Consider the following 16,974-nt stretch of genomic DNA (forward strand, 5'->3'; position numbering starts at 1 on the left):
TGGCATTCTTGTTTGGTCATTGATGTTGACTCAGCGGTATCGGTCAGAAGTAAAGAGGCCCCGGAACGTAACCGTTCCGGCTGCCATCTGGCTGCTGCACCATCACCTGCACCAGACAGGACCTTTCACATCCGGCGCAACCTCTGACGCGAGTGGCAGTCTTCCCATGGAAGAACGTCTGCCGCCCGTTCCGTTGTCGCGCCGAGGAGCACAACTTAGATGGCAGAGAAAATGCTTATCGATGCGTCTCACTCTGAAGAGACGCGCGTCGTTGTCGTTCGCGGGAACCGCATAGAAGAATTCGACTTCGAATCGGAACACAAGAAACAGATCCGCGGCAACATCTACCTGGCAAAGGTAACGCGAGTGGAGCCTTCGCTCCAGGCGGCCTTCGTCGACTACGGCGGCAATCGCCACGGATTCCTGGCCTTCGCCGAAATCCATCCCGACTACTACCAGATCCCCCTCGCCGACCGTCAGGCGCTGTTGAAGGCGGAAGCCGAAGAAGCGCGCCGCGACGACGATGTCGAGCACGTTGAGACGGCAACGCCGACCCAGAGCGGGCTCAGCGTTCCGGTCGATCTGGAAATCGCCGCTGAAACGGAAGTCGTCACCGAGACGGCAGCCGAAGCTGTCGTCGAGGTCGATGCGCCCGCCGAGAAGCCCAAGGCAAAGCCGAAGCGCCCACGCCGCACCAAGGCGAGAATCGCCGAAGAGGCCGCTGCAGCTGCAGCGACCGAAGAGGCCGATGCCGGCGAAGAAAGCAATGGTGGCGAGATGGCCGCCATGGTCGACACCGATTCGGTCTCGGAAGACGTCGACAGCCGCCGCCGTCGCGATGACGACGACGATGATGACGACAACCACGACGGCGAAAAGGAAATTATCGAGTCGGTCGGCGCCGAAGACGCGATGGAAGAGGTTCCGGATCGTCACGTCCGCAAGCCGCGCAAGCAGTATCGCATCCAGGAAGTCATCAAGCGTCGCCAGATCCTGCTCGTTCAGGTCGCCAAGGAAGAGCGCGGCAACAAGGGCGCAGCGCTGACGACCTACCTGTCGCTCGCCGGTCGCTACTCGGTGTTGATGCCGAACACGGCCCGTGGTGGCGGCATTTCCCGCAAGATCACCAACCTGCAGGACCGCAAGCGCCTGAAAGAAATTGCGCGTGGCCTCGAAGTGCCGCAGGGCATGGGCGTCATCCTGCGCACGGCCGGTGCCAACCGCACCAAGGTCGAGATCAAGCGCGACTTCGAATATCTGATGCGCCTTTGGGAAAACGTCCGCACGCTGACGCTCAACTCCACGGCCCCCTGCCTCGTCTACGAGGAAGGCAGCCTGATCAAGCGCTCGATCCGCGACCTCTACAACAAGGACATCAGCGAGATCGTCGTTTCCGGCGAGGAAGGCTACAAGGAAGCCAAGGGCTTCATGAAGATGCTGATGCCGAGCCACGCCAAGGTGGTCCAGCCGTACCGCGACGTGCATCCGATCTTCTCGCGCTCCGGTATCGAGGCGCAGCTGGACCGGATGCTGCAGCCGCAGGTGACGCTGAAGTCGGGCGGCTACATCATCATCAACCAGACGGAAGCCCTGGTTTCGATCGACGTGAACTCCGGTCGGTCGACCCGCGAGCATTCGATCGAGGACACGGCGCTTCAGACCAACCTGGAAGCCGCCGAAGAAGTGGCCCGTCAGCTGCGGCTTCGCGACCTTGCTGGCCTCGTCGTCATCGACTTCATCGACATGGAAGAAAAGCGGAACAACCGCTCTGTCGAGAAGAGGCTGAAAGATTGCCTGAAGAACGATCGTGCCCGCATCCAGGTCGGCCGCATCTCGCACTTCGGTCTGCTCGAAATGTCGCGCCAGCGCATTCGCGCTTCGGTGCTCGAATCGACGATGCAGACCTGCCCGCATTGCAACGGCACGGGTCACGTCCGCTCGCAGTCTTCGGTCGCGCTGCATGTCCTGCGCGGTATCGAAGAGCATCTGCTCAAGAACACCACCCACAACATCACCGTTCGCACGATCCCCGATATCGCGCTCTATCTGCTCAACCAGAAGCGCGCCACGATCATGGATTACGAACAGCGCTTCGGCGTCTCGATCATCATCGAGGCTGACGCCCATGTCGGCGCGCAGCATTTCGCGATCGATCGCGGCGAGCCGGTCGAAAACCCGGTCAAGATCGAACAGATTCTGCACTTCGAGCCCGAGCCCGAAGAAGACGATGACATCGTGATCGAAGAGGATCTCGACGAGGAAGAAGCAGAAGAAGTCGTCGTCGAACAGCGCCAGGAGCAGCCGAAGGCTGCGGCCCAGGCCGACGATCAGAACGGCCGCAAGCGCAAGCGTCGTCGCCGCCGTCGCGGCAAGGGCAGCCAGCAGGCGGAAGGTGCGACCGCACAGGACGCCGATGCGACTGAAGATGCCGATGACGCATCCGAAAGCGATGCCGACGAGGACGAAAACGATACGGATGCGCTGACCGCCGATGGCGAACAGAAGCGCAAGCGTCGCCGTCGCGGCAAGCGCGGTGGCCGTCGCAACCGACCAGAACTCGGCGAAGGTGAAGTCGAAGGCGAGGAGCAGGCTGCTGCATCCGGCGACGGCGAAGCGGGCGAGCAAGGCGACGCGGAAGCACCCGTAGAAGCCGAGGTCGAAGCGGTAGCCGTCGTTGCCGAAGCCGAGACCGTCGCGGAAGCGGTGGAACCGGTCGTCGAGAAGGCCGCCAAGCCGAAGCGTACACGCAAGAAGGCCGTCAAGGCTGAGGAGCCTGTCGTCAGTGCCGACGAGGCAGCACAGACCGCGGTCGAAGCACAGCCGGAAGCGGCTGAGCCGGTGCCGGCAGCAATCGAAGAAACGGCCGCTGACCTCGAAGAAGGCAAGCCTGCTCGAGCGAACCGCGACCTTTCGACGATCGCATCGGAACCGGTGCTGACCTCGACGGTCACGAACAAGAACGAAGGCACCGAAGAAGACCAGTCCAAGCCCAAGAAGGGCGGATGGTGGCAGCGCCGCGGCTTCTTCTAAGCCGCGCCTGAACTTCGGACGAACAGAAAAGCCCGGACCTTGGTCCGGGCTTTTTTCGTTTCCGTTTGGAGACAATCGAAAGCGTGTATTCGCTGCGAGTTTGAATCAAGGGCTTCGCAAAAAGAGTCCGGAAAAGGCCGCAACTCGATGAAACCACAGAGGATCAGGCGATCCAGCGGGCGATCCGCTCCATCGCTTCGGTCATGTCGGCTATCGATCCGGCATAGGAGAACCGCATCGTACGATGCCCTTCAAGCGGATCGAAATCGAAGCCGGGCGTTGCCGCCACGTTGATTTCCGCCAGCATCCGCCGGGCAAATGCCATGCTGTCATTGGTGAAGCGACTGACATCCGCATAGGCATAGAAAGCGCCATCCATCGGTGACGCGATCGAAAAGCCGATCTCCGGCAGGCGCTTCAACAGCATATCGCGATTGGCCGCATAGGCCGCCTTGTAGCCATCGAGCTCAATCTGCGCACCGAGCGCCGCCTCCGCCGCGATCTGCGACAGCTCCGGCGGCGAAATGTAGAGGCTCTGGGCGATACGCTCAAAGCCGCGAACCTGCAGTTCCGGCAGCACCATCCAGCCGATACGCCACCCGGTCATGCAGTAGTATTTGGAGAAGGAGTTGATGACGAAGACGTCGTCGGTCACCTCCAGTGCACTTGCCTCTTCACCGGCGAAGGTCAGCCCATGATAGATTTCGTCGGAGATGAAGGCGATGTTTTCGGCGCGGCAGTAGTCGGCAAGCGCCTTGAGCCCCGCTTTGCCCGTGACCGTTCCTGTCGGATTGGCCGGGCTCGCCAGAAGCACGCCCTTCAGCGGGCGCCCGATCTTCGCGGCAGCACGCGCCAGGTTTTCCGGCGTCAGCGTGAAGCCGCTCTCGGCATTGGCCTCGACCTCCACGACCGTCAGGCCGAGCGCTGCGAGAATGTTGCGGTAGGCTGGATATCCGGGTCGCGCGATTGCGACGCAATCGCCGGGGTCGAAAAGCGCGAGGAAGGCAAGATTGAACCCGGCTGACGACCCGGTGGTCACGGCAATGCGCTGCGGGTCAAGCGCTATACCGTGGCGCTTTTGATAGTGCCGGGCGATCGCGGTTCTGAGAGACAAGGTGCCAAGTGCGTCGGTGTAGCCGAGCCGGCCATGCTCGAGCGCCTTGCGCGCCGCATCCAAAGCCGCCTTCGGCGCAGGATGCGCCGGTTGGCCGACAGCCATCGAAATCACCGGATGGCCGGCGTCGCGTCGGCGCGTTGCCTCGGCCAGCACGTCCATGGCATGAAAGGGTTCGATAGCACTGCGGTTCGACAATTCTACCAAGGTAATATCCTCAAGAAGCGGCCTATACCAACCTGCGCTGATATTGACCTATTGTTTGGGACCGTGTGCGGTCATCCGGGCGGGAGCGTACCGCCGAGCGATGCCTTGGCATCGGTCGAGGATTGTGAAGCTGCCGTGGCCGGCACAAGGCCCGCCCGAAGGGCCGGGCGCTTCTGGCCTCCGGATAGCGTCGACAATCCTCACCGGACCACATGGTGTCTCCTCGCCAGAAACCAAGATCGCTCCGACGCAATGGGTCAATATCAGCACAGATTGGTACTACATGCCGCCCCCTTGCCCGATCGTTTAAAGCTTCACAAGTGCGCGAGCGCCGTATTTCCGCCGATTTTGCCGTTTCGTTTCGCCGGAGCCCACCCTATGCTGCCCGCGTGTTGCGGTGTTGGAGATTCCTGTTGTCTTTTACAAGGGCGCATTGACGCCGTATCGCGACATGGACGACAGACAGGGCAGGCAGAGACAACGAGGTAGAAATGAATTTCAGCACGAAAATGATTGCCGCCGGAACGCTCGCCGCGTTCATGGCAGGGGTCAGCTTGCCGCAAAGCGCACTCGCGCTCGACCAGAAACAGAAGGAAGAGTTTGGCGCCTTCATCAAGGAATACCTGCTCGCCAATCCGGAAATCATGCTCGAAGTCCAGGAGGCGCTGGCTACAAAGCAGCGCGCCAAGCAGCAGGAAGCAGCTGAAGGTGCGATCGCCGAAAACAAGAAGGCGATCTTCAACTCAGACTACGACATGGTACTCGGCAATCCTGATGGAGACGTCACCGTCGTCGAGTTCTACGACTACAACTGCGGCTATTGCAAACGTGCGCTGACGGACATGGACGAGATCCTGTCGAAGGACAAGAACATCCGCTTCGTGCTGAAGGAATTGCCGATCCTCGGCCCGGATTCGCTGGCTGCCCACAAGGTCAGCGCTGCATTCCGTCTCGCCGCGCCGGAGAAGTACGGCGAGTTCCATCGGGCCCTGCTCGGCGGCGAGGACCGCGCAACCGAGGAAACGGCGATTGCCGTTGCCGGCAAGCTCGGCGTCACCGAAAAGCAGCTGCGCGCCAAGATGGAAAAAGAGCCGCATGATGCCGCGGTACGCGAGGCCTACACCCTTGCCAACGATCTCGGCATCACCGGCACGCCCTCCTACGTGATTGGCAACGAGGCGGTGTTCGGAGCCGTCGGTGCCGAGGAAATCAGCACCAAAGTGTCCAATATGCGCAGCTGCGGCAAGACCGCCTGCTGACCGCCTGCATTGGCCGTCCCGTCCCAACTGTGGACAAATCCCGCGAGGACCCAAAGGGCTTTTCCTCGCGGGACCATCAGTCTATAGGTAACCCTCTATCACTGGACCGGAATCCCGCATGCCCACCAAAATTTTCGTGCTGAACGGCCCCAACCTCAATGCGCTCGGCAAGCGCGAACCGGGGATTTATGGCGGCCAGACACTCGCCGACATCGAGGCGATGTGCACCACGGAAGGCAAGACGCTGGGACTGGAGGTCGATTTTCGGCAATCCAACCACGAAGGCACGCTTGTGGACTGGCTGCATGAGGCCGGCGAAAAGGCGGCGGGCGTCGCTATCAATCCGGCAGCCTACGGCCATACGTCGATCGCGCTGCACGATGCCATCCGCGCAATCGGCATCCCGGTGGTCGAACTGCATCTTTCCAACATCCACGCGCGTGAAGAATTCCGCCACAAGTCGATGATCGCCCCGGCGGTCAAAGGCGTCATCTGCGGTTTCGGCGCGCAGAGTTACATTCTGGCGCTGCATGCGCTAAAGAACCTGACAGAAACGTCGAAATAAAAAGAACACGAGGCTCATATCCCATGGCTGACAAGAAACCCGGTATCGACCAGGCGCTGATCCGCGATCTCGCCAATATCCTGAACGACACGGATCTCACCGAGATCGAAGTGGAGCAGGAAGACCTCCGCATCCGCGTATCGCGCGCCGGCACGCCGGTCGCCATGTCGATGCCGACCTACCAGGCCCAGCCGGCCGTCCACGCTGCGCAGCCCGCTGCAGTTGTCGCTCCGGCCGAGACCAGCCGCAATTCCAAAAACGCCTTAACGGCTCCGATGGTCGGTACGGCCTACCTCGCGCCGGCCCCAGGCGCCCGCCCGTTCATCGAGGTCGGTACCGTGGTCAAGGAAGGTCAGACGGTCCTGATCATCGAAGCGATGAAGACCATGAACCAGATCCCTGCCCCGCGTTCGGGCAAGGTGACCGAAATCTTCGTCCAGGACGCAGCCCCCGTCGAGTATGGCGAGCCGCTGATCGTAATCGAATAAGGCGGCGCTGCGATGATCTCGAAAATTCTCATTGCCAATCGCGGCGAAATCGCCCTTCGCGTACTGCGCGCCTGTAAGGAACTCGGCATCGCGACGGTGGCCGTCCATTCCACGGCTGACAGCGACGCCATGCATGTGCGTCTGGCCGACGAAAGCGTCTGCATCGGTCCTCCGCCGTCGCGCGATAGCTATCTGAACATTCACCAGATCGTCGCCGCCTGCGAAATCACCGGCGCTGACGCCGTGCACCCGGGTTACGGCTTCCTGTCGGAAAACGCCAAGTTCGCCGAAATCCTCGACGCCCACGACATCACCTTCATCGGTCCGACGGCGGAACATATCCGCATCATGGGCGACAAGATCACCGCCAAGAAGACGGCGCAGGAACTTGGCATCCCCGTGGTTCCGGGCTCCGACGGCGAAGTGAAGCCTGAGAACGCCCTCGAAGCCGCGCGCAAGATCGGCTTCCCGGTTCTGATCAAGGCGACCGCCGGCGGCGGTGGCCGCGGCATGAAAGTCGCCAAGACCGAGGCTGACCTCGACGAGGCCGTGTCAACCGCTCGTTCCGAGGCGCTTGCGGCCTTCGGCAATGACGCTGTTTACATGGAGAAGTATCTCGGCAAGCCGCGCCACATCGAAATCCAGATCGTCGGCGACGGCGAAGGCAATGCGATCCATCTCGGCGAGCGTGACTGCTCCTTGCAGCGGCGCCACCAGAAGGTGTGGGAAGAGGCAAACTCCCCTGCCCTCAACGTCGAGCAGCGCATGAAGATCGGCCAGGTTTGCGCCGATGCGATGAAAAAGCTGAAGTACCGCGGCGCAGGCACGATCGAGTTCCTCTACGAGAATGGCGAGTTCTATTTCATCGAAATGAACACCCGCCTCCAGGTGGAGCATCCGATCACCGAAGCGATCACCGGCATCGACCTGGTGCACGAACAGATCCGCGTCGCATCGGGTGGCGGGCTTTCGGTCAAGCAGGAAGACATCGTGTTTTCCGGCCACGCGATCGAGTGCCGTATCAATGCCGAAGATCCGCGCACCTTCGTCCCCTCGCCGGGCACAATCACGCATTTCCACGCACCGGGCGGTCTCGGCGTTCGCGTCGATTCTGGTGCCTATCAGGGCTACCGTATCCCGCCTTACTACGACAGCTTGATCGGCAAGCTCATCGTCCATGGCCGGACCCGTGTCGAATGCATGATGCGCCTTCGTCGCGTGCTCGACGAATTCGTCATCGATGGTATCAAGACGACGCTGCCGCTGTTCCAGGACCTGATCAACAATCAGGATATCGCGAACGGCGAATACGACATCCATTGGCTGGAGCACCATCTGGCCACGACGTCCGAATAGGACCGTGCATTGAAAGGGACGCGCAGCAAGCAACCCGACGTAACACCGGACATGCTGCTGCGCGCCTATTCCATAGGCCTGTTTCCGATGGCCGATTCGGCTGACGATCCAGAGCTTTTCTGGGTCGAGCCGGAAATCCGCGGCGTCATTCCGCTCGATGGCTTTCACGTCTCGCGCAGTCTTGCAAAGACAATCCGCAAGAGCCACTTCGACATCCGCTTCAACACCGCCTTCGAGGCCGTGATGGAAGGCTGCGCCGCGCCGGCGCCGGATCGCCCGACCACCTGGATCAACAACAAGATCCGCTCGCTTTACGCCACGCTTCACTCGATGGGCTACGCGCACAGCGTCGAAGCCTGGGAGGACGATGCGCTGGTCGGCGGTCTCTACGGCGTCTCACTCGGCTCGGCATTTTTCGGCGAAAGCATGTTTTCCAGACGCACCAACGCGTCCAAGATCTGCCTCGTGCATCTGGTGGAGCGCCTGCGCGCCAAGGGCTTTGAATTGCTGGACACCCAGTTCACGACCGAGCATCTCAAGTCCTTCGGTGCGATCGACGTGCCGAAGGCGGAGTATGAGATCATGCTCGCCAATGCGATGAACTCTCCGGATCTATCGTTTTGAGCTCATCGTCGACCTGAGCCCCCGGTGCAAACGCCCATTTCCACCCCGTCTCAGACCCTTCAAAGTGCCCAGGGATGTCCGCGCCAGAGCATCGCCCGCTCACAAAAGGAGTCGCGCAACCGCTCTATCGCTTTGTTTTGCCAAATTTATTTGCGGGAGCTATTCTACTGGACTTCCAAGACATTACGGACGGCTTGTCACGGCATGGCCGGTGCGGACGTCCGCGAAGCGAAACCATCACGAGATGGTCCACCGCCGCCCGTTGTGCGCGCTCGTTCCGGCGCACCGAAGAGCGGGTTGGCACAGAAAAATTGAGGGCATATCGCAGCCGCGTTCAAGGGCGCCTGCCAGGCAAGGCTACCTCTTGGAGGCAGTATCCGGTGGCGGCAGGTCCGACGTCGCTTTGCAGGACTGCAGCCAGACATCATAGACGGGGTGCTCGACGGCGTTGAGGCCGGGGCTGTCGGCAAACATCCAGCCGGTAAAGATCCGCCTGATCTTGCGGTCAAGCGTAATCTCGTCGACCTCGACGAAGGTGGTGATCTTCTGAGCTTCCGTGTCGTCCCTGTTATAGCAGACGCGCGGCGTTACCTGCAGGGCGCCAAACTGGACGGTCTCACCGATATAGACGTCAAAGGTCGTGATGCGGCCGGTGATCTTGTCGATGCCGGAAAACACGGCGACGGCGTTGTTTACCCGCGCGGCCTCGGCCGTACCGGCCGAGGAAATCATCGGCAGCGCGGCAAGCGCAGCGACACAGAGCCGGCTCGACATCTGGCCGATTGTTTTCCGCAGATAAGAACCCGCCATTCCCGCCTGTCTCCCGCGCGCTTCGCATTCACCGTTGATGGATATCAGGCGCTAAACATGAAATGTGGCCGCCCCGTGGTCATCGGACCATTTCGCGGGCGGCGCGCCTTGTCCGACGACAAGCGTCTCAGGAGCCCGGCGTCCAGGCGTCATAATCACCCGTTACGCGCGGACGCGCACCGGTACCGGCGATCGAACCCTGCGGCCGGTAAGCGTTGGCCGTACCAGTCGGGTTCGGACGATGTGGCTTCTGCCACTCGCGAGCGACGTATTTTTCGTCAGCCGGCGAAACGTCGGTGCGGTGATGCATCCAGCCGTGCCAGCCGGCCGGAATAGCAGAGGCTTCGGCATAACCGTTGTAAATCACCCAACGGCGCGTCCGGCCTTCGGAGTCCTTACCGCCCTGATAATAGACGTTGCCGAGCTCGTCTTCGCCGACACGTTGACCGTTACGCCAGGTATGAAACCGCGTTCCGATCGTCTGTTGGTTCCACCAGGTGAAAATCTGCAGCAGGAGCTTCATGGATGCCGTCCTCAACCGACCGTTGGGAAGGCGGCCGGATACCAAAACTATGTCCCCGCTTATGCCCCGCCACTCCAGGCTTGTCCAGTGATTCCGAGGCAAACACAGTCATTTCAGCGGCATGTGGAACCCGAAATGGCTGCGTACAAAACCGAGACGTTCGTAGAAGCGATGCGCGTCGGTGCGCGTCGCATTAGAGGAGAGCTGGACCTTTGCTGCCCCCTCCTCGCGCGCACGCTCGATCGCATGACGTATCATGCGTGCGCCTATGCCACGGCCGCGCATGTCTTTACGGGTTTGCACGGCCTCGATCAGCAGTCTTGGCCGGCCGCGTCCAGGAAGCGAGGTCAATAATGTTGCCTGGAAAGTGCCGACCACTTCTTCACCGAGGCGGGCGACATAAAGGGTTTGAAGCGGTGATGCCTCGATGCGCGCGAAGGCCGCGAGATAGTCGTCGAAAGCCTCCGGCTCGACCGTGTCACCGTGTCCGCCAACGTCGTCGGCGGCAAAGAGCGCGATGATCGCCGGTAGATCAGCCCGCTCGGCCTTGCGGATATCCAAGTCAGTCAGCGCGTGCATGTTTTCCTCCGGGCGTCACCATCAGCACCGAGCATCAATCATCAGAAGGCTAGCGTTTCGCGACAGCCAACCCTAACCGCGCGATCTTCCCCGGAGGAAGGCGACGGCCGCTAACCTCAGAGGAACGACGGCGTCAGACCAACGGTTTTTCGAGGATGAGTGCCAGAAGCCCCGACTGGTCGTCGCCGCAATCGCTGGTTTGACCGACTTCGGAAAAGCCGTGAGTCCGGTAGAATGCGAGGGCATGAAGGTTCTGCGGCTCGACCTCGACCCGCATGCGCTCGGCATCCGGGAAGCAGGTTTCGAGTTCGGCGAAAATGTCGCGGCCGATGCCCTGCCTCTGCAGTTTCGGCAGGACGTAAAGCTGGTGGAGCACCACGGTCTTCTTCAACGTATCTGACATGGACGCATAGCCCATGCCGCCAATGCTGCGACCATCGTCGGCAACCAGGAATTCCGCGTCCTTGCGCTCTAGCCGGACCTTGAGCGCCGGTAGCGAATGCCAGCGGCCCGTCAGTTCGTTGACCTTCTCGACGCCATAGAAGGTGTCATAGGTCGCGTGCCACGTCTCGACGAGCAGCGCGCGAACCTTTTCCAGATCGCGCTCGCTCGCCGTGCGGACGAAGAACATCGTTTATTCCTCGATGCCGAGCTTGGCCTTGACCAGTGCCTGAACGGCCTGCGGATTAGCCTTGCCGCCGGTCGACTTCATCACCTGGCCGACGAACCAGCCAGCGAGCGAAGGCTTTGCCTGCACCTTGGCAACCTGGTCCGGGTTGGCGGCGATGATCTCGTCGACCGCCTTCTCGATGGCGCCGGTGTCTGTTACCTGCTTCATGCCACGCGCTTCAACGATCTCGGCAGGATTTCCGCCTTCGTTCCAGACGATTTCGAAGAGGTCCTTGGCGATCTTGCCGGAAATCGTCTCCGCCTTGATGAGATCGATGATGCCGCCGAGCTGGGCAGGGGAAACCGGAGTCTCTTCAATAGCTTTGCCGGCTTTGTTCAAGGCGCCGAGCAAGTCGTTGATGACCCAGTTTGCAGCGATCTTGCCGTCACGGCCTTCGGCCACAGCCTCGAAATAGTCGGCAATCGACTTTTCGGAAACGAGCACCGAGGCGTCATAGACCGACAGGCCCATGGCGCTGACAAAGCGTTCCTTCTTGTCGTCAGGCAGTTCCGGCAGGTCGGCTTTCAGCGCATCGACGAAGGCCTGGTCGAATTCGAGCGGCAGCAGGTCCGGGTCCGGGAAGTAGCGATAGTCGTGCGCGTCTTCCTTGGACCGCATGGAGCGTGTCTCGCCCTTGTTCGGGTCGAACAGGCGCGTTTCCTGGTCGATAGAGCCGCCGTCTTCCAGAATTCCGATCTGACGGCGCGCTTCATATTCGATCGCCTGACCGATGAAGCGGATGGAGTTGACGTTCTTGATTTCGCAGCGCGTGCCAAAACCTTCGCCGGGGCGACGGACCGAAACGTTGACGTCGGCGCGCATCGAACCTTCGTCCATGTTGCCGTCACAGGTGCCGAGGTATCGCACGATCGAACGCAGCTTGGTCATGTAGGCCTTGGCCTCGTCGGACGACCGCATGTCGGGCTTTGAGACGATTTCCATCAGCGCCACGCCGGAGCGGTTGAGGTCGACATAGGACATCGACGGATGCTGGTCGTGCATCGACTTGCCGGCATCCTGCTCGAGATGCAGGCGCTCGATGCCGATCTCGACGTCTTCGAACTGGCCCTGGCGATCAGGCCCGACGGAAATGATGATCTTGCCTTCGCCGACGATCGGATCCTTGAACTGCGAGATCTGATAGCCCTGCGGCAGGTCGGGATAGAAGTAGTTTTTGCGGTCGAAGATCGAGCGGTTGTTGATCACGGCCTTGAGACCGAGGCCGGTGCGGACCGCCTGCCTGACGCATTCCTCGTTGATGACGGGCAGCATGCCAGGCATGGCCGCATCGACAAGCGACACGTTGGCGTTCGCCGGCTTGCCGAATTCGGTCGATGCACCCGAGAACAGCTTCGAATTGGAAAGCACCTGGGCATGGACCTCCATGCCGATGATAACCTCCCAGTCGCCAGTGGCGCCAGGGATGAAGCGTTTGGAATCGGGAGTGCGGACGTCGACAATGCTCATATCATGCTCTTCTTTGAAGCCTGAATTCTTGGTTTCTCGGTAGAGCAATTGCCGCAATGGTGCAAGTTGTTAGGCGCGATCAGCCGCCCCGCGATGACGTGGCGCACGGTTTAACCGCCGCTTAGCGGTCGCTATGGCAAAAGGTGGACATGGCCCTCACCGCTGCCAGTCTCCTGTGTTTCCTTGTCGCGATCAACATCACGAGCTTCTGCCAATTCTGGTACGACAAGCACGCGGCGCGATCAGGCTGGCGCCGCATCAGCGAGCGGACGTTGCTGCAATCGGCATTTTTCGGCGGCAGCATCGGTGCGATGGCCGGTCGCCAGGTCTTCAGGCACAAGACACGCAAGGAGCCGTTTCGAACACATCTCATTCTGATCGTCCTGTTCCAGATGATTGTGGCGGTTGCCTGCGCAATCTTTGCGAGCGGATATATTGACGCTTTCGTCGGTCTCTTCTAGGAAGCGTTCGTTCGAATGGAGTTTTGATGTTCACATCGTCTGAGTCCCGGTAAGGGCCCCTGCCCGCTTTCTCATAGATTGCGCGCACGGGCCGGAAACGTAACCCCGCTTTTCCCAAGATTTGCGGAACGTTTTTCTGCGTTCTCACGAACGCTATTCCGGAACATTCAGATATGGATATCTCACGCGCTGAGCAGCGCATTCTTCATCATTTGGCCCAAGGCGGCCGTATCGAAATTACCCGCGACGACAAGACGATCATCGACATCAGATGCTTCACGCGCGACGGATGGGTCTATCCGGGCTTCGACCTCGAACTCTTCCGCAAGCTGAAGCGCAAGAAAGCGATCTCGTCATCGGCCGGCAAACCCTATCGCATCACCGAGTGGGGCTTGCGCCTGGTCCGGTCGGAACTCAACAATCGCTGATCGGCGAAACCATGAGGATGCCGGGTATCGCCCGGCATTTTCTCCAGCCCTTACGGTATGCCGCGATTAGGGATCGTATCTCTTATCACCTAGCGGCCGTAAAGGCCGAGATCGGTAACAGCAAGCGGCTTGCCCAGCCCGATGTACTCGACATCGCGATCAAGCTTGGGCGCATAGGAGGTCGACAGCCAGGTGACCCCGTAGCCGTGTTTGCGGAAGAAGCCGATGGCTGCTGTGTTCTTGGCGTGCGTCTTGGTTTTCGCTGCGTCGAAGCCGTCGTTTGAGATGCGAAGCTCAATGTCGGCGAGCAGACGACCGCCGAGCCCCCGCCTCTGGGCTTCCGGCTCGATCCACAGATCGGAGATCATCTCGTCGAAGTTCTCGCGAGCGGCCCAGCCACGCGGCCGGCCATCAACTTCGATCAGCGAAACGGAGAGCCAATGATTGGCAAGAAAATCGCCAAAGGCGTTCTCCGCCAGGCGCCTCATCCGACCGACATCGGCAAGGCCGACAATCGCCCCTTCCCAGGCGCGAAGGCCTACGGCCGTGAGAGCACCAACCTCATCCTCTCGAGCATGACGGATCACGGGCATGGCGCGGCCCCCCTCTCCGCGTCACTGAAGCGTCGCGCGTCATGTGTGACGCGTCAAGGACGCTGGCTGACACACCAGTCGCGGCGATCGCGGCGCAGCACGCTTGCGGTGCTGCGCCGTTAGCGTTTTACCACCACTTGGTGGGCGCGAAACGACCGGCTGCCTGCTCGATCACATGGGCGGTCTTGAAGAGGGTCTCTTCCTCGAACGGCTTGCCGATCAGTTGCAGACCAAGCGGCAGGCCCTTGTGATCGACGCCGCCGGGAACGGCGATGCCCGGCAGGCCGGCCATGTTGACCGTCACCGTAAAGATGTCGTTGAGGTACATCTTGACCGGATCCGATGCGAGATCCTCGTCGGCGATGCCGAACGCGGAGGACGGTGTCGCCGGCGTCAGGATCGCGTCGACGCCCGCATGGAAAGCGAGTTCAAAGTCGCGCTTGATCAACGTGCGAACCTTCTGGGCGCGCAGGTAGTAGGCGTCGTAATAGCCGGCAGAAAGCACATAGGTGCCGATCATGATGCGGCGCTTGACCTCCTGGCCGAAGCCGGCTGCGCGGGTCTTCTCGTACATGTCGACGATGTCCTTGCCGTCGACGCGCAGGCCGTAGCGGACGCCATCGTAGCGGGCAAGATTCGAAGACGCTTCGGCCGGAGCGACGATGTAGTAAGCCGGCAGCGCGTATTTGGTGTGCGGAAGCGTGATGTCGACGATCTCGGCACCGGCATCCTTAAGCCAGGCGATACCCTGCTGCCACAGGGCTTCGATCTCTTCCGGCATGCCGTCTACCCGGTATTCGCGCGGAATACCGATCTTCATGCCCTTGATCGACTGTCCGATCGAAGCTTCGTAGTTCGGCACCGGCAGATCGACGGAGGTCGTGTCCTTGGCGTCGACGCTTGCCATCGACTTCAGAAGGATCGCGGCGTCGCGCACGTCACGGGCAATCGGGCCGGCCTGATCGAGCGACGACGCAAAGGCGACGACGCCCCAGCGCGAGCAGCGGCCATAGGTCGGCTTGATGCCGACGGTGCCGGTGAAGGCGGCCGGCTGACGGATGGAGCCACCGGTATCGGTTGCGGTCGCACCGGCGCACAGATGCGCGGCGACGGCAGCGGCCGAGCCGCCCGACGAGCCGCCCGGGACCAGATCGAGGTTGGAGCCCTTGGCGCGCCAGGGGTTCTTCACGGCACCGTAGTAAGAGGTTTCGTTGGAGGAGCCCATGGCGAACTCGTCCATGTTGAGCTTGCCGAGCATCACGGCGCCGTCGTTCCAGAGGTTCTGGGTCACGGTCGATTCGTAGCGCGGGGCGAAACCATCGAGAATGTGGCTGCAGGCCTGCGTGTGCACGCCTTCGGTACCGAACAGATCCTTGATGCCCAGCGGAATGCCTTCGAGCGCGCCGGCCTTGCCGGCCGCGATGCGCGCGTCCGATGCCTTGGCCATTTCGCGCGCCTTGTCCGGCGTGACGGCGATATAGGCATTGATCGCTTCATTGGCGGAATCGATCGCCGCGATATAGGCGTCGGTCAGTTCAACGGCGGTGATTTCCTTGGCGACAAGCTTGGTGCGGGCTTCGGCGATCGTAAGGCTGGTGAGTTCGGTCATGATGAAATCGGACTTTCGCAATCAGGGACGCCGGGCGCAATCAGGGACGCCGGGGCGGCAGGTGGTCGGATTATTCGACGACCTTCGGGACGAGGAAAAAGTTGCGATCGGTATTGGGAGCATTGGCAACGATATCGTCGGCCTTGCTGCCATCGGACACGACGTCAAGGCGCTTCTTCATGTCCATCGGCGTCACCGACGTCATCGGTTCTACGCCATCGACATTCACTTCGGAGAGTTGCTCGACGAAACCAAGGATGCCGTTGATTTCGCCCACCATTCGCGTGGCTTCATCTTCACTGACGGCGATGCGGGCGAGGCGCGCGACGCGCTTCACGGTGGCAAGGTCTACGGACATGGTCGTCTCCGGTATCTGGAACTTTCCCCCGCTATAATGGTGCGCGGCGAGGCGCGCAACGGGGGAATCGCCCGATCGCTCGCCTGCCGCGGTGCTGACGGCCTTCGCCGTCAGACGGTCACTACGCCACCGACGGCCGGTGTTGCCACTTTGGTCGAGGCGCTGTCCATGCCGACGACGAAGTTTTCCGGCGTCTGATCGATGATCGGGAAGGATCCGTAGTGGCAGGGAATGGCGGTCGAGAACTTGAAATAGCGCTGGCAGGCAAGTGCGGCCACGGCGCCTCCCATGGTGAACCGGTCGCCGATTGGAACGAGGCCGATCTCCGGCTGGTGCAATTCCTCTACCAGAGCCATGTCCGAAAAGATGTCCGTGTCGCCCATATGGTAGAGCGTCGGTTCATCCTCGAAATGCAGAACGAGGCCGTTAGCACTGCCGAGCGAATGCGAAACGCCGTCTTCGGTAATCTGTGCCGAAGAATGCAGCGCATTGACGAAAGTGGCGGAAAAGCCGGCGAGATGAATGGTGCCGCCGGTGTTGCCCGGCTCCATCGCCGAAACGCCCTGGCGCCCAAGCCACATGCAGAGATCGAAGTTCGCAACGACCACGGCTCCCGTTTCCTTGGCGATTGCGACGGTGTCGCCGACATGATCGCCATGACCGTGCGTCAGCAGAATATGGGTGAGCCCGGTCGTCACCTCCTTGCGCTCGCTGTCGAGGAAGGCCGGGTTGCCGGTGAAGAAGGGATCGATCAGGATCTTCGACGTTGCCGTTTCGATGTGGAAAGCGGAATGGCCGAGCCATTTGATCTTCATGACATTCTCCCAGATGAT

The 16,974-nt window shown here is 61.0% G+C and carries 18 protein-coding genes; 8 read left to right on the forward strand and 10 right to left on the reverse strand.

Annotation, left to right across the window (positions count from 1 at the left end; genetic code table 11):
- Positions 1-219: 219 nt before the first annotated feature.
- A complete protein-coding gene (locus ASD52_RS32210; protein ID WP_057211416.1) occupies positions 220-3,030 on the forward strand; it encodes a ribonuclease E/G in 2,811 nt (936 codons plus the stop codon).
- A gap of 163 nt (positions 3,031-3,193) precedes the next feature.
- Here ASD52_RS32210 and ASD52_RS32215 read toward each other — a convergent pair whose 3' ends face one another.
- Positions 3,194-4,351, reverse strand: a complete 1,158-nt coding sequence (locus tag ASD52_RS32215) for an aminotransferase class I/II-fold pyridoxal phosphate-dependent enzyme (RefSeq protein ID WP_025426640.1) — start codon at positions 4,349-4,351, stop codon at positions 3,194-3,196.
- A 491-nt stretch (positions 4,352-4,842) separates the two neighbouring features.
- On the opposite strand from ASD52_RS32215, the gene ASD52_RS32220 reads away from it, so the two are divergent.
- The 5 genes from ASD52_RS32220 (at position 4,843) to aat (ending at position 8,643) form a co-directional block, all read left to right on the forward strand.
- A complete protein-coding gene (locus ASD52_RS32220; protein ID WP_025426639.1) occupies positions 4,843-5,610 on the forward strand; it encodes a DsbA family protein in 768 nt (255 codons plus the stop codon).
- A 118-nt stretch (positions 5,611-5,728) separates the two neighbouring features.
- Positions 5,729-6,175, forward strand: a complete 447-nt coding sequence (gene aroQ, locus ASD52_RS32225; RefSeq protein ID WP_025426638.1) for a type II 3-dehydroquinate dehydratase — start codon at positions 5,729-5,731, stop codon at positions 6,173-6,175.
- A gap of 23 nt (positions 6,176-6,198) precedes the next feature.
- Positions 6,199-6,663 (forward strand): acetyl-CoA carboxylase biotin carboxyl carrier protein, encoded by a 465-nt coding sequence (accB, locus tag ASD52_RS32230; protein ID WP_025426637.1) that lies wholly within the window; start codon positions 6,199-6,201, stop codon positions 6,661-6,663.
- A 12-nt stretch (positions 6,664-6,675) separates the two neighbouring features.
- Entirely contained in the window at positions 6,676-8,019 is a 1,344-nt protein-coding gene (gene accC, locus ASD52_RS32235) for an acetyl-CoA carboxylase biotin carboxylase subunit (protein ID WP_025426636.1), read from the forward strand.
- A 9-nt stretch (positions 8,020-8,028) separates the two neighbouring features.
- Positions 8,029-8,643, forward strand: coding sequence for a leucyl/phenylalanyl-tRNA--protein transferase (gene aat, locus ASD52_RS32240; protein WP_025426635.1), 615 nt, complete (start codon positions 8,029-8,031; stop codon positions 8,641-8,643).
- Between the two features lie 357 nt (positions 8,644-9,000).
- On the opposite strand, the gene ASD52_RS32245 is transcribed toward aat, so the two are convergent.
- The 5 genes from ASD52_RS32245 to gatB form a co-directional block, all read right to left on the reverse strand.
- Positions 9,001-9,453: a DUF2155 domain-containing protein gene (locus tag ASD52_RS32245; protein WP_025426634.1), complete on the reverse strand. Its 453-nt coding sequence runs from the start codon at positions 9,451-9,453 to the stop codon at positions 9,001-9,003.
- Between the two features lie 127 nt (positions 9,454-9,580).
- Positions 9,581-9,976: an NADH:ubiquinone oxidoreductase subunit NDUFA12 gene (locus ASD52_RS32250; protein ID WP_025426633.1), complete on the reverse strand. Its 396-nt coding sequence runs from the start codon at positions 9,974-9,976 to the stop codon at positions 9,581-9,583.
- 108 nt (positions 9,977-10,084) lie between these two features.
- On the reverse strand, positions 10,085-10,555 hold the full coding sequence (locus tag ASD52_RS32255; protein ID WP_025426632.1) for a GNAT family N-acetyltransferase: 471 nt from the start codon (positions 10,553-10,555) through the stop codon (positions 10,085-10,087).
- 133 nt (positions 10,556-10,688) lie between these two features.
- Positions 10,689-11,186, reverse strand: a complete 498-nt coding sequence (locus tag ASD52_RS32260) for a GNAT family N-acetyltransferase (RefSeq protein ID WP_025426631.1) — start codon at positions 11,184-11,186, stop codon at positions 10,689-10,691.
- Positions 11,187-11,189: 3 nt separating this feature from the next.
- On the reverse strand, positions 11,190-12,692 hold the full coding sequence (gene gatB, locus ASD52_RS32265; RefSeq protein WP_025426630.1) for an Asp-tRNA(Asn)/Glu-tRNA(Gln) amidotransferase subunit GatB: 1,503 nt from the start codon (positions 12,690-12,692) through the stop codon (positions 11,190-11,192).
- A 149-nt stretch (positions 12,693-12,841) separates the two neighbouring features.
- On the opposite strand from gatB, the gene ASD52_RS32270 reads away from it, so the two are divergent.
- Together ASD52_RS32270 and ASD52_RS32275 are read left to right on the forward strand one after the other, a co-directional pair.
- Positions 12,842-13,153, forward strand: a complete 312-nt coding sequence (locus ASD52_RS32270; protein WP_025426629.1) for a DUF1294 domain-containing protein — start codon at positions 12,842-12,844, stop codon at positions 13,151-13,153.
- Between the two features lie 173 nt (positions 13,154-13,326).
- Complete coding sequence (locus ASD52_RS32275; RefSeq protein WP_057226512.1) at positions 13,327-13,581, forward strand: YjhX family toxin; 255 nt, start codon at positions 13,327-13,329, stop codon at positions 13,579-13,581.
- Between the two features lie 89 nt (positions 13,582-13,670).
- Here ASD52_RS32275 and ASD52_RS32280 read toward each other — a convergent pair whose 3' ends face one another.
- From ASD52_RS32280 to ASD52_RS32295, 4 genes are all read right to left on the reverse strand, one after another.
- Complete coding sequence (locus ASD52_RS32280) at positions 13,671-14,174, reverse strand: GNAT family N-acetyltransferase (RefSeq protein ID WP_025426627.1); 504 nt, start codon at positions 14,172-14,174, stop codon at positions 13,671-13,673.
- Positions 14,175-14,301: 127 nt separating this feature from the next.
- Positions 14,302-15,783 (reverse strand): Asp-tRNA(Asn)/Glu-tRNA(Gln) amidotransferase subunit GatA, encoded by a 1,482-nt coding sequence (gene gatA, locus ASD52_RS32285; RefSeq protein WP_025426626.1) that lies wholly within the window; start codon positions 15,781-15,783, stop codon positions 14,302-14,304.
- Positions 15,784-15,853: 70 nt separating this feature from the next.
- Positions 15,854-16,141, reverse strand: coding sequence for an Asp-tRNA(Asn)/Glu-tRNA(Gln) amidotransferase subunit GatC (gene gatC / locus ASD52_RS32290; RefSeq protein WP_025426625.1), 288 nt, complete (start codon positions 16,139-16,141; stop codon positions 15,854-15,856).
- Between the two features lie 110 nt (positions 16,142-16,251).
- On the reverse strand, positions 16,252-16,956 hold the full coding sequence (locus ASD52_RS32295) for a metal-dependent hydrolase (protein ID WP_025426624.1): 705 nt from the start codon (positions 16,954-16,956) through the stop codon (positions 16,252-16,254).
- Between the last annotated feature and the right edge of the window lie 18 nt (positions 16,957-16,974).

It is taken from the genome of Ensifer sp. Root142, from assembly GCF_001426785.1.
In the GTDB taxonomy this organism is placed as follows: Bacteria; Pseudomonadota; Alphaproteobacteria; order Rhizobiales; family Rhizobiaceae; genus Ensifer; species Ensifer canadensis.

Excerpts from the sequence above, each read along its gene's own strand:
- ASD52_RS32210 (WP_057211416.1), top strand. The coding sequence starts at position 220 with ATGGCAGAGAAAATGCTTATCGATGCGTCTCACTCTGAAGAGACGCGC.
- ASD52_RS32255 (WP_025426632.1), bottom strand. The coding sequence starts at position 10,555 with ATGCACGCGCTGACTGACTTGGATATCCGCAAGGCCGAGCGGGCTGAT.
- ASD52_RS32245 (WP_025426634.1), bottom strand. The coding sequence starts at position 9,453 with ATGGCGGGTTCTTATCTGCGGAAAACAATCGGCCAGATGTCGAGCCGG.
- ASD52_RS32280 (WP_025426627.1), bottom strand. The coding sequence starts at position 14,174 with ATGCCCGTGATCCGTCATGCTCGAGAGGATGAGGTTGGTGCTCTCACG.
- ASD52_RS32220 (WP_025426639.1), top strand. The coding sequence starts at position 4,843 with ATGAATTTCAGCACGAAAATGATTGCCGCCGGAACGCTCGCCGCGTTC.
- ASD52_RS32275 (WP_057226512.1), top strand. The coding sequence starts at position 13,327 with ATGGATATCTCACGCGCTGAGCAGCGCATTCTTCATCATTTGGCCCAA.
- ASD52_RS32260 (WP_025426631.1), bottom strand. The coding sequence starts at position 11,186 with ATGTTCTTCGTCCGCACGGCGAGCGAGCGCGATCTGGAAAAGGTTCGC.
- ASD52_RS32270 (WP_025426629.1), top strand. The coding sequence starts at position 12,842 with ATGGCCCTCACCGCTGCCAGTCTCCTGTGTTTCCTTGTCGCGATCAAC.
- gatB (WP_025426630.1), bottom strand. The coding sequence starts at position 12,692 with ATGAGCATTGTCGACGTCCGCACTCCCGATTCCAAACGCTTCATCCCT.
- accB (WP_025426637.1), top strand. The coding sequence starts at position 6,199 with ATGGCTGACAAGAAACCCGGTATCGACCAGGCGCTGATCCGCGATCTC.
- gatA (WP_025426626.1), bottom strand. The coding sequence starts at position 15,783 with ATGACCGAACTCACCAGCCTTACGATCGCCGAAGCCCGCACCAAGCTT.
- accC (WP_025426636.1), top strand. The coding sequence starts at position 6,676 with ATGATCTCGAAAATTCTCATTGCCAATCGCGGCGAAATCGCCCTTCGC.
- ASD52_RS32295 (WP_025426624.1), bottom strand. The coding sequence starts at position 16,956 with ATGAAGATCAAATGGCTCGGCCATTCCGCTTTCCACATCGAAACGGCA.
- aroQ (WP_025426638.1), top strand. The coding sequence starts at position 5,729 with ATGCCCACCAAAATTTTCGTGCTGAACGGCCCCAACCTCAATGCGCTC.
- ASD52_RS32250 (WP_025426633.1), bottom strand. The coding sequence starts at position 9,976 with ATGAAGCTCCTGCTGCAGATTTTCACCTGGTGGAACCAACAGACGATC.
- gatC (WP_025426625.1), bottom strand. The coding sequence starts at position 16,141 with ATGTCCGTAGACCTTGCCACCGTGAAGCGCGTCGCGCGCCTCGCCCGC.